Origin of the sequence: Maribacter sp. 4G9 (assembly GCF_002742265.1) — a bacterium.
Lineage (GTDB): Bacteria > Bacteroidota > Bacteroidia > Flavobacteriales > Flavobacteriaceae > Maribacter.
On record NZ_MDGL01000045.1, the window covers coordinates 63,322 to 75,528 of the forward strand.

Consider the following 12,207-nt stretch of genomic DNA (forward strand, 5'->3'; position numbering starts at 1 on the left):
TTAAATGGAGATTTTATGGTTACGGGCGGCTACCTTCCATGCATCGGTAATTTTCCCAGTGTCCACTACCAGAAGTTCGTCGTATTTGGCCACAGTGGGACATATATGTTTGGGGATGGCATAATGTTCCGCACCCACTTCCATGACCTTTAGGTCATCGTACTCCACCACTAAATGCTCTTCTGACTGGCTAATTTGTTTATCATGTTTCAGACTTAAAAATTCCACTCTTGGAAAGGGCATTTCAGGAGCAATGGATTTATGACCTAGGTCAAAACATAGTATGCCGGCCTTGGGTTTGCTGATGATTCTTGTGAACAATACAGCGGCAGGGAGAAACTTCATCTCCGGGAAAAGACCTCCATACCCTGCGTCCCATAATAAGGTAGTCCCGGGACTTGCAATGACATTTTTCCTCTTACAATGTATTGGAAATGTAGGGGAGCCCCCGGCAATAATTACGGGTTCGGGCAGATTTGCCTTTATAATTCTTTTCTTTAATTCCAGAACCTTATCGAAAGCCTGGTCACATTCCTGTTTTCTCGTTTCAAAATCGGGATTTCTGAGATGACCATCGTATACATGTAGACCGAGAATATTTAAATGGGGGTTTTTGGAAATATGCCCGTACAAATAGAAGGCTTTTTCATCCGGGGCAATTCCAGTACGGTTCATGCCCACGTTCAAATCAATATATAGATCGATTTTAACATGGTTCTCTTTGCCCGATGCTGCCATTTGGTCCGCTATGGCAATACTGTCCGTTAGGGCCGAAAACTTGGTATTGGGAAAGGTCTTTATTAAGGCAATGAATCGGTTTATATTGGCACCTACGGGTTGCATGGCCAAAAGTACTTCGGGAGCACCACAATTTCCTAGCAATTCGGCTTCGGCGATGGTAGCGCATTTGAATTTGGTGATGCCACGTTCCAGTTGCATCTGAATGATTTCAGCACATTTGTGGGTCTTAACATGGGGGCAAAGCTTTTTCGCATCCCCCGCCATTCGTATCATTTCCTCAATATTGTGGACGACCCTATCCTTATAAACCAATAAGGATGGGGAAATGATCTTTGAACTGTCTTTTAGCCGAAACCAATTTTCTTCTTCCATAATTTCACCTAATTAATATTGACTTTATTTTTCGATAGTTATATGCCTATCTAGGTATATGCCTTCAGATTAAAATAACACATCCCTTAAAAAGGGTTTATTTGTGAAGTTCGAACATAGCTTCTATTTCCACGGCAATACCTCCCGGAAGCATCATGCCCACCGCACTGCGCACACCTACACCATTTTCTGCACCAAGAACATCGGCCATAAGTTCGCTAAAACCATTGATCACCAAGGGGTGGTCATGGAAATCAGGTGTACAATTGACCATGCCCAAGGTCTTTATCAGCCTCTTAATTCGGTCTATTTCACCAAAATGAGTGATGATGGTTGACAACATGGTCAAACCCACATGCCTGGCACCTAGTTTTCCTCCCGCAAGGTCCAGGTCACCCCCAACGCGTCCCTTGTAGAGGGAACCGTCTTTTAAAACCGGGCCCTGACCGGATACATACAGAAAATTATCTACTATCAAAATAGGTCGGTATAGACCCGCTGGTGGGGGAGCCGGAGGCAATTCCAAGCCCAGCTCCCCAATTCTTTTGGATATGCTCATCAAATGGTATTTATATAAACTGATTTAATATCAAAACGCCGATCAATCCCATAACCCCTACGGTGGTTTCCATTACTGTCCACGATTTCAGGGTATCCTTTATAGAGAGGTTAAAGTACTCTTTGAACAGCCAAAACCCGCTGTCATTGACATGCGATAGCATGAGGCTTCCCGATCCTATGGCCAAAACCATGAGTTCCGCACTTGTCCCCGTTCCTTCGATCAGCGGTAAAACAATACCTGCGGCCGTTAATCCGGCAACGGTAGCAGAACCCACACAAACCCTAATGATCGTTGCGATCAACCATGCTAAAACCAAGGGGGAAATGGCAGAGCCGCTCAGGGCCTCACCAATGTACTCGCTCACGCCACTATCGATTAAGACCTGTTTTAAGGCCCCGGCACCGGCAATGATCAATAAGACCATGGTAATTCCTTTAACAGCATCGCCTACGGTATCCATGACTTCCTTCATTGATTTACCTCGGGCCAATCCCAAGGTATAAATCGCTACCAGTACTGAAAGTAGCATGGCCATAACGGGGTCACCGCAAAAAACCAAAATGGACCCAAGGACGGAATCCGCAGGGAGAAAAAGAGTGGTAAGTGCCGCAATGGCCATTAATATTACGGGGAGTAAGGCGGTAAATATGCTAATACCCGTTCCCGGCATTTCCTCATCCTTAAGGATGGTAGGGTTCATCAATTCCTTTAAAGGGGAAGCCTTGATATTCACCATTGTTCTTGAAAGAAAGGGACCTGCCACGACAATGGCCGGAATGGCAACTATGATACCATAAAACAAGGTTTTACCGATATCTGCGTTAAAGGTTGCGGCAATGGCGGTTGGGGCAGGATGCGGAGGTAAATATCCATGGGTCACCGAAAGGGACGCCAGCATGGGCAAACCCACATAAAGCAGTGGTAGGCCCGTGGCCGCGGCAATTGTAAACACTAGAGGAACCAAAATTACGAAACCAACGGAGTAGAACATGGGTATTCCCACAATAAATCCCGTGAGAACTACAGCCCATTGAATATTCTTTTTTCCAAATTTATCTACCAATTTTGTGGTTATCCGTTGTGCGGCCCCACTTTCGGCGACCAACTTGCCTAGCATGGCACCAAGCCCTAAAATCAATACAAGAAATCCAAGAATGTTCCCGATTCCTTTTTGGATGGAACTAATAACGGCAATAGGCTGCATTCCTTCCGCAATTCCAACAAATAGGGATACCAAAACAAAGGATATAAATCCGTTGAGTTTAAATTTTGCGACCAAAAGGAACAAAAGAAGTATTCCAAGGACTACGATCAATAAAGGCATTGGTTGTGGCAGTTTAGTTATTACGGTGCACTAAATATACTATAAAAAATAGGCGCATCCCAACCAATTGGAGGAATGCGCCTTTGGGGGCACTTTAGAAAGAATGTATATCCTTATCTAGTTTCCAACTGCTGAAATACTTTATAAAGTAGGCCGGCCAAAATAGCTCCAACAATGGGCGCCAACCAGAACAACCAAAGTTGGTCTATGGCCCAATCCCCTACAAACAGCGCCTGACTTGTACTTCTTGCAGGGTTTACCGAAGTATTGGTGACAGGTATGGAAATGAGATGAATAAGAGTCAAACAAAGCCCTATGGAAAGCCCTGCAAACCCTGGTGACGCTTTTTTATGAAGAACACCTAAAATTACAAATAGAAAGAAAAAGGTCATAACGACCTCTGTTACCAAGGCAGATAGCAAACTGTAACCGCCTGGTGAATGTTCTCCAAAACCATTTGCAGCAAATCCGCCTAGTTCAAAAGCCGGACTTCCAGAAGCTATGACATATAAAAGGGCCGCACCTGCAATGGCTCCCATAACTTGTGCCAATATGTATGGGAAAACACCTTTTGCACTAAATTTTCCGCCCATCCAAAGCCCAATGGTAACCGCCGGGTTTAAATGACATCCGGAAATATGTCCTATGGCATATGCCATTGTCAATACGGTAAGTCCAAAAGCTATGGATACCCCTACAAAACCAATACCCAATTCTGGAAATGTTGCGGCCAAGACTGCACTCCCGCACCCGCCGAGAACCAACCACATGGTTCCAAAAAATTCTGCCAATTCTTTTCTCATAATGTTTAAAGTTGATTATTAATGTTTGGAAACCAAATAGGTGTAAAAGTCACCTTGCCAAAGGAACAATTTTTGCAGGGTTGTATGTTTTGGATAAAGTAAGCTAGGGTTTTCGTATTTTTAAACTAGAAGTACAACCATATGAAAAAGAGAGACTTTATAAAGCAATTGGGCGGTGCGGCACTCCTTTCCCCGTTTTTGGCACTTCCTCATGATGCTTTGGAGCAATCCCAAATCCCCTATCCCCAAAATGAGGATGCTTTCTGGGAACGTATTCGTGAGGATTATGACCTGAAACCGGATTACATCAATTTGGAAAACGGGTACTACAACTTCATTCCAAAACCCACAATGGAGAAATATATGAAGCATATTCAAATGGTTAACTATGAAGCTTCATATTACATGCGTACCGTGCAATGGGAAAACAAGGACAAGGTTAGGGACCGCTTGGCAAAATTGGTAGGATCCACTCCGGAGGAACTTATTATTACAAGAAATACCACAGAATCCTTGGACATGATCATTGGAGGTTATCCCTGGGAAGAGAATGACGAGGCCATCTTTGCAGAGCAGGATTACGGGGCCATGAAAGATCATTTCAACTTGATGGCAAAAAAATATGGCATTGTCAATAAACTAGTTTCCCTGCCCAATCATCCGAAGTCCGATGAGGAGATAGTCTCACTTTACGAATCCCAGATTACGCCTAGGACCAGACTGTTAATGGTATGTCATATGGTAAATATTACCGGGCAAACCCTTCCTATTAAAAAAATATGTGACATGGCCCATAAACATGGGGTAGAGGTTATGGTGGACGGGGCCCATTGTGTTGGACATATCGATGTGAATATAGCGGAAATTGGTTGTGATTATTATGGCAGTAGCCTCCATAAGTGGTTGAGTGTACCCTTGGGTAGCGGCATGTTGTTTGTGGCAAAACCAAACATTGCCAAAATTTGGCCGCTTTTTGCCGATTATAGTAATGACGTACCTGAAATCAAGCGTCTGAACCACACAGGTACTTTGCCCGTACATACTGATTTGGCCTTAGACGATGCCATTGATTATTTGGAAAACATCGGCCTAAAAAGAAAGGAAGACCGACTCCGTTTTTTGCAACGGTATTGGAGCGATGCCGTTAGGGATGTGGAACACATCGTAGTGAATACACCTAAGGAACTGCACCGCAGCTGTGGTATTGCCAATGTGGGCATAGCGCACATGAAACCGGCGGACTTGGCCAAAAGCTTACTGGAGGAATTCAACATATTTACCGTGGCGATAGATTATGCCAATGTTCAGGGATGTAGGATCACTCCAAATATCTATACCACTACCCAGGAACTTGATACATTCGTTGTGGCACTGAAGACTTTAGCGAAGAGAGTTTAACTTATTTCGGACGTTTCTTTTTTAAACCAAAGAAGGGCTGTAATAACGGGATTTTTAGTATTAAGAAATGGTATATCAACCAGCTAAACCCAAAAGTTCCCAAAACAAGAAGTGATGCCTTTGGAAATAGTCCCCAAGAAAGGTCCATTAAGAAGTAAGCCAAAACAACTGTGACTGTTTGATGTAGTATGTAAAAGGGATACACAGCCCTATTGGCATAGGAAAGAGCATTGCTTTTATGGTTTAAATATTTTGCCGCAAATCCAAAAAGCACCAAGATCCATGACCATATATTCCCGACTTTAAGCAATGCTTCGGTAAAATGGACCACATATCCATCTTCCAGAAATACCCAAATGAAAACTTGGCTCAGAAAGGTGAAAACACCTATTAAAAGTGCCTTGAATTTTAATTCCTCCACAACTTTCCAAAATATATCTCCAGTAGAAATCAAAAGAAAACCGTAAAAAAACAAGACCAAACTAAAGCTAAAGTTGAACCAGTCATCTATCAATCCATGGGTTATGTCAAAAAAAGGTTCCATAAATGCTTCCAATAGATAGAGTGGCACAACGAACCAATAAATACCAAAAGGCTTGACTACGATTCTTTTGATCCAATCGCTAAAACCATTAGGGTTGTTTCTTAAGTAAACGAACAATGGCCCCAACAAGACGGAGAAAACTAGCAAATATGGTAGGAACCACAAGTGGTGCCAACTTATGTTGCCTTCCGGATATACACCCTTAAAGGCAACCGAGGTAAAATAATCCAGATAAGATCCCGAAAATTGGTGTTTGGCCAAACGTTCTATATAAACTTGAGGAGGAACAATGAAGATCATCCCGAATATTAGAGGAACCCCTAATCTTCTTATTCGTTCCCAACTGAACTGACCAAGATTTCTTTTAGAAAGTGCATAGTAGGTACCCATTCCGGAAATAACAAACAATATGGGCAAGCGCCATTGGTTTAAAAATAACATGGGCCACTTTAGCCAATCGTAAATTACGTTGTTTTTGATATGCCATCCCCAGGGAACAAAAAACATTCCTACATGATAAAAAATAAGCAATGCGAATACGATAACCCGTAGCCAGTCCAAATCGTATCTCCTAATTGTGGTCTCCATGATTTACTTTTTCGGCAAATATCGACCTGACATTAAAACGGGCAAATTTTTAGGGTTCTCTTACTGTCCTGAATTACAATTTTGGAGAAAAGGACTTTATATATGCGGATGGTGAAGTTCCTGCGTGCCTTTTAAATGCGGTATAAAACGCTGATTTCGAATTAAAACCCGCCAATGCTCCTATAGCCTCTATGGTTAGATTGGAAAAGTTAGGGTCTACTAATTTTCCTTGGGAAAAACGAATCCTTTTTTGATTTATAAAATCGTTGAAATTGGAATCTTTCCCTTGATTTATAATTTTTGATATATGGTTTGGATGAACTTTTAGAATTGTGGCCAAATCTTTTAGTGAAGCATCCTGTTTAAGAAAATACTTGTTTTCTTCTACGTAGGATTCAATCAAAGCAAGATTTAGGTTTGACTGACTAATGGTTTCATACTTGTCCGCAACCCAAGATTTTTCAAAAAACCGGGATTCCGATACTAATACATAGGTTGTTAAAAAGGCAAGACAGCTGTTGAAAATACCCAGGTAATGATCCCCGCCATCGTCATCAAATGAATAGAAAATTGAAAAAATGAATACCAGTAGTAAAAAAAGAAAAATAACTGTATTTCTTGTGAAAATATACTTACTGGATTTATTCTGTACCCCAATTTCAGTTAATCTAGATTTTTCTTCCCAAACCATTTTTAAGGATATGACGGCATAAAAAAGAAATGTGACAAGTATCAACCAATCAAAAATATCCTTTATATAATGATAGCTATAGTCAAAGGATTCCGGTATTTTGGCGCTGGGAAACTTCGAATAATAGGCACCAATATAGGCGTTGTATTTAACTGATATAGGGGCAATATAAAATGGAATCTGCGATAAAAAATATCCCATTGGAAGAGCAAAGTGCCACCAATGTTTTTTGAAAGTAACATTCTCACGTTTCAAAAAGCAGTAAATGGCCAGGTAAAGGGTTGGTCCTATAATTAAAACCAAGGCTTCTGTGGAATCGTTAAGGAACAGCACATATTTAATTAGACCTGTGTAGCAATCATAAACATCCAAAAAAATAAGTGCGGTAGCCAAAATGGAAAACCCTAACCATCTTAGGCCAACATTGTTGCTGGACCTAAGAAGGAGTACAATTGATAGGAAGAAGCTTTGGGCCACTCACAAAAACATTATGGTGGAAATAAGATTATGACGTATGGGAATGTTTTCAATAAGCGTGTCCAGTTTCACAATTACTGTTTTTTCATATAGTCCACTAACTTTTGAGGTCCTTCAAGCAGTAACCTTACAACTTTTAGCGTTCCGTCCAAAGTGGTATCAATTTGCCATTTAATAAGGGAAATCTGTCCGTTTTCAATTTCAATGCCCGTAATACTTCTTGGATGCACGCAACTACCATCGTTAAAAAATGGAATGTCTCCGGGCTCCGGAAATCTGGGTCTATGGGTATGTCCAACAATGGTAATAAGGAGGTTGTTATTAAGAATCCAACGTTTTATCCTTCGCTCCAACTTTATCAGCTCCTTAAAATTCTTGGCCGGACTGGTGGGATCTGCAATGCCCCATACCTGTAAGGGTTTCCAAAGTATACGTACCAAAAACCTGCCCCACCTCCAAAAGGTATAGTTCCACCAATCCGCTTGGTGCCCGTGGGTAAGGAACAATTCCTGCTGGGTCTCCGTATGTTTTAAAACGATGGCCTCGTTGTAGGTTATTCCTTCAAATAACTCCTTGTCCGTATTATCGATTGGCTCAAAGTAACTGGAAAGATGCTTGTCCACGTAGGCCTTATCCTTATAGACCATGTCATGGTTTCCCCATATCATGTGGAGTCTTTTTTCCAAATGGAACTTTCGTAAAAGTTGGTATACATTTTTATGGGCCTCAAAGATGGACTCAAAATGCATATTTTCCCAAAGCTCGTCACCATCACCTAGTTCGCAATAATCAAAACCTTGATTGTAGTAGTGGTTCAGGGCATGAAAATAGATATTCCTGTTATTGGCGAAGTCATCGGCAAAACTATTGTCCCCTCGGTGGCAATCACTAAAAAGGATGAACTTTGAAGTATCATCGAACGGAATATATTTTGCGTTGGAATAGGCTCTTGAAAGTCTTTTTGCGGAGGACATCTACAAAATTTTTATAAATATCCGAAAAACCGTAACATCGTTGGATAAAACTTTAACAAAAAACAACCGTATCTTTTGTAATTTTAAGAGTGCCAAGTAGACCAATGCTTTATGGAATGTGACGATAAAATAAGACCTCTTCGTTACCTTATAAGTTTTGACAAACTTCTAAGGGCATATGAGGAAATGCTAGATGGTGATGATGTTGTTTTGGCGGCAAGGGCGAAACAAGTTCTTGAAGCCCAAAGGCCCTATCCTATTTTAAGGGATGGATTTGAGGATCTGGAACTGATCAATGAGCACAACGATGTCATTTCCTTCATTCTTCAAGACAGTTTTTCCCCTATTCTTGGCGAAAATGAAATTAAGGTGGCTTCCATACCCTATTTTGATTTCTTTTTCAATCCCTCAAAACGATTTCAAAATATCGTCAAAAAGGCAGGCCCGTTTTACAAACCAAAAATAAGGAACCAGGAAATTGGGGTGGATTATATCATGGGATGTATCGTAATCCTCAAGTTCTACTATGGGGTGGAACTGGATTTTAGCCGGCCCTATTTCTATGATATTCCAGATTCCACTGGTGTTATGCACCATTACCGCATCATGTACAATGCGGATTTTATTGATATATTACCTACTGAAAAGTCAAGGGATCTTTCTCAAGCGGATATAGACGAACTCATGGAGAGTCCGGATAATCTTATCCTTTGGCAGGAAAAGATTCCTCCGGACAGTTTTTTAGTAAAAGGTTTCATTATTGCCAATATGTTTGACGTGACCTCTGAACATTCCATATCGGAGATTAAGTCCAGCCTCATAGCAAGCGATAAACGGTCCAATGATAATTTTATGGGAAACCTACAGGAAACGTTCAGGTCGTTCTTTAGGTTGCCTGATATCAAGGTAGGTTTTGTAGTTTATAACGCAAGAAAGGACCAATTTGAACCTGTGTACGGAAGAAATATGTCAAGCTTTATCCTGAACGGAAAGGATTCCAAGTTATGCCATGATGCCCTATGTCAATATTCCTATAAAAGGCTTATTCAGGAAAACAAATATTTTGCCATTTCCGATGTAGAAAAGTATAATCAGGAATCTAACGGTAGTGACCCCTATCATGTACTTGGGGACCAAGAAATAAAGAGTGCCATTCTTGCCCCAATTGCTTTTGAAGGTGAGCTATTGGGTGTTTTGGAAGTGGTCTCAGGGCGTAAAAACGAACTGAACGGTGTCAATGCTCGAAAGTTTGACGATGTAATGCCCTATATAGTTTCTGCGGTCGTACGATCCAAGATAGAGGAAGAAAATCTTATTGATGCCATTATACAAAATGAATGTACTTCGGTACATTCGTCCGTATATTGGAAGTTTCAAGAGGAAGCGAAATATTTTATCAAAGACCAGTTAGAAAGTAGGGCTCCTTCTTTCAAGGAAATCGTTTTTAAGGATGTGTACCCACTTTACGGTCAAATAGATATAAAGGATTCTTCCAAGGCCCGTAATAAGGCCATCCAAAGGGACTTAATGATTCAATTGTCCCAAATTAATGGGGTACTGGAGGAAGCTTTGGCAAAAAATAGATTGCCCATTTATGAGGAGCTCATTTTTAGGGTAAATAATCATTTGAACAGTATTAAAGAGATGCTCTATACAAATAGTGAGCAGGCCATTTTTGACTTTGTAAAAGAGGAAATAGACCCCATTTTCGAACATCTAAAAAAAACGGATGCGAAAATAGCAAAACAAATACATGCCTACGAGGCCAAGATAGATATGGGTACGGGTTCGTATTACGATCATAGAAAAAACTATGATGAAAGCGTAACCAAGATCAACAAAAAATTAGTGTCTGTCCTGGACAAAAAACAAGAAGGTGCGCAGGCTATGTTTCCCCATTATTTTGAACGTTACAAGACGGACGGGGTAGAACATAATTTGTACATTGGCGAAAGTATTTCTGAGAACGGCGGCTTTAATTCTTTATATCTCAACAACCTTAGATTATGGCAACTGCAGGTTATGTGCGAAATGGAGAATGTGCACTATAAATTAAAACCTGAGTTGCCCATTCCTTTGGATGCTACCTCCCTTATATTGGTCTACAGTTCTTCCTTGTCCATTCGTTTTAGAATGGACGAGAAAAAATTTGATGTGGACGGAACCTATAACGCCCGGTACGAAGTCATTAAAAAGCGGATTGACAAGGCCTATATAAAGGGTACCAACGAGCGACTTACCCAGACGGGTAAAATTGCCATCGTCTATTCCCAGAAAAAGGATGAACTTGAATATTTGAGGTATATCAAATTCCTGAAATCCAAAAAATATTTTACCGATAATGTAGAAATCGTTGAACTTGAGGGTCTTCAAGGAGTTTCAGGACTAAAGGCCATTAGGGCCGAAATCTTGTACAAGACCGATCAAGAGTCCCAGGAATCCTATACCTATGAAGATTTAATGGCCACTTTAAAAGAATAAGGTCTGGGTTACCAGTTCCTTTAGTTGTCTTTCCGGACCAAAAAATTTAAAGGACAAAGCAAAAGCTATTACTGAAATGATCATACCGATCATAAAGATGGTGTAGGTCCAACGTAGCAATTTGTATTTTTTGTTAAGTACAAGTCCCAAAAAATAGAGATCCTTGGTCAAAGAGGAATATATATAATCCTTGTCTTTAACCAATTCATTGATGGCCCATTCATAATCCGCAAGGTCCATTTTGTGAAAATTCCCAAAGAACAGTAGGTTGACCTTTCTTTTGGCGACATCGTCCTTTGTGAATTCACCACTGGTAACATTTGGCCGGGTGGCCAAAACGGCCAAAATCATGGAGACAATGCTGAACAATACAAAAATGGCGGTTGGATATATGAGATAATTGTTGGAAGGATTGTCCAATTTTGGTATTAGGTTTGACAAGGCCAAGGAGATGATAATAGCGTTGACCGATAGTAAAATGTTTGCTTTGGTATCTGCAATATCACTCAAGGTAAGGTGGTTTCTTAGCGTAACGCGAAATAGGGTCTGTATCCCCCTATCCGGACTTTCTCCCTTGAATTTTGCCTTTAACTTCTCTTTTTGTGCAATGTTCTTGATGGACTTCTTCTCCTTGATCAACTTTTTTAGATTATCATCCTTTTTCTCTTGCCAGTTTTCCTTGGCGTAATCTGTATAAAATCGATGTTGGTTGCCTAGCATTTTTATATTGACATCCAACCAATCCCTATAGTTGTATTCCGCAATATTCAATAACTTAAGTTCTTCCCGTAATAATTCTGATGTCTCCAAATAGCTTGTTTGGGCAAAATGTGATGCATCTGCGTCCCTAATGATTTCCTCCTCGATACAATTGGGCACCCAATCTTTCTCGGTCGCCATGATATATTGGTTTACTTTGGCAATCAGGTTTGGGCCATAGCCTTCCTCCTCCAAGAATTGTGTGGCTATGATACAGCTATTCTTTTCATGTTCCTTTGTCGCAACGGTATACCCGGTGTCATGAAACCAGGCCGCAATTTCCAATACTTCTTTTTCCTCATCCGATAGGGCACAGGCTTTAGAGATTTCTTTAGTACTTTTAACAACACGTTGGGTATGCCTTAAATTGTGATAGAGATATTCTGGATCTAGCTCATTGGTCAGTAAGGCTGTAACGTGCTTTTTGGTATTCTGAAGAATATCCGCCATAAGGATTTTTTTTTAGTAATTCCAAATTACAAAAAATAGAACA

General features: G+C 40.7%; 10 protein-coding genes. 2 read left to right on the top strand and 8 right to left on the bottom strand.

The features are described 5' to 3' along the window. The 4 genes from BFP75_RS06975 to aqpZ form a co-directional block, all read right to left on the bottom strand. The gene (locus tag BFP75_RS06975) at nt 1-1,113 is read right to left on the bottom strand and encodes a D-TA family PLP-dependent enzyme (protein WP_099544526.1); all 1,113 of its coding nucleotides are present in this window, start codon (nt 1,111-1,113) and stop codon (nt 1-3) included. Between the two features lie 97 nt (nt 1,114-1,210). Further along, complete coding sequence (locus BFP75_RS06980; RefSeq protein ID WP_099544527.1) at nt 1,211-1,672, bottom strand: RidA family protein; 462 nt, start codon at nt 1,670-1,672, stop codon at nt 1,211-1,213. Between the two features lie 10 nt (nt 1,673-1,682). Then, nucleotides 1,683-2,999 (bottom strand): gluconate:H+ symporter, encoded by a 1,317-nt coding sequence (locus BFP75_RS06985; protein WP_099544528.1) that lies wholly within the window; start codon nt 2,997-2,999, stop codon nt 1,683-1,685. A 113-nt stretch (nt 3,000-3,112) separates the two neighbouring features. Next, complete coding sequence (aqpZ, locus tag BFP75_RS06990; RefSeq protein ID WP_099544529.1) at nt 3,113-3,802, bottom strand: aquaporin Z; 690 nt, start codon at nt 3,800-3,802, stop codon at nt 3,113-3,115. 141 nt (nt 3,803-3,943) lie between these two features. Between aqpZ and BFP75_RS06995 the strand changes: the two genes are divergently transcribed. Then, on the top strand, nt 3,944-5,200 hold the full coding sequence (locus BFP75_RS06995) for an aminotransferase class V-fold PLP-dependent enzyme (protein WP_099544530.1): 1,257 nt from the start codon (nt 3,944-3,946) through the stop codon (nt 5,198-5,200). A 1-nt stretch (nt 5,201) separates the two neighbouring features. Here BFP75_RS06995 and BFP75_RS07000 read toward each other — a convergent pair whose 3' ends face one another. The 3 genes from BFP75_RS07000 to BFP75_RS07010 form a co-directional block, all read right to left on the bottom strand. Next, a complete protein-coding gene (locus BFP75_RS07000; protein WP_206073509.1) occupies nt 5,202-6,332 on the bottom strand; it encodes an acyltransferase family protein in 1,131 nt (376 codons plus the stop codon). Between the two features lie 73 nt (nt 6,333-6,405). After that, entirely contained in the window at nt 6,406-7,500 is a 1,095-nt protein-coding gene (locus BFP75_RS07005) for a helix-turn-helix domain-containing protein (protein WP_099544531.1), read from the bottom strand. Nucleotides 7,501-7,574: 74 nt separating this feature from the next. Then, nucleotides 7,575-8,474 (bottom strand): metallophosphoesterase family protein, encoded by a 900-nt coding sequence (locus BFP75_RS07010; protein WP_099544532.1) that lies wholly within the window; start codon nt 8,472-8,474, stop codon nt 7,575-7,577. 111 nt (nt 8,475-8,585) lie between these two features. On the opposite strand from BFP75_RS07010, the gene BFP75_RS07015 reads away from it, so the two are divergent. Beyond that, entirely contained in the window at nt 8,586-10,955 is a 2,370-nt protein-coding gene (locus BFP75_RS07015; protein ID WP_099544533.1) for a GAF domain-containing protein, read from the top strand. Here BFP75_RS07015 and BFP75_RS07020 read toward each other — a convergent pair. Continuing rightward, nucleotides 10,944-12,164: a Pycsar system effector family protein gene (locus tag BFP75_RS07020; protein WP_099544534.1), complete on the bottom strand. Its 1,221-nt coding sequence runs from the start codon at nt 12,162-12,164 to the stop codon at nt 10,944-10,946. The genes BFP75_RS07015 and BFP75_RS07020 overlap by 12 nt on opposite strands. Nucleotides 12,165-12,207 lie beyond the last annotated feature (43 nt).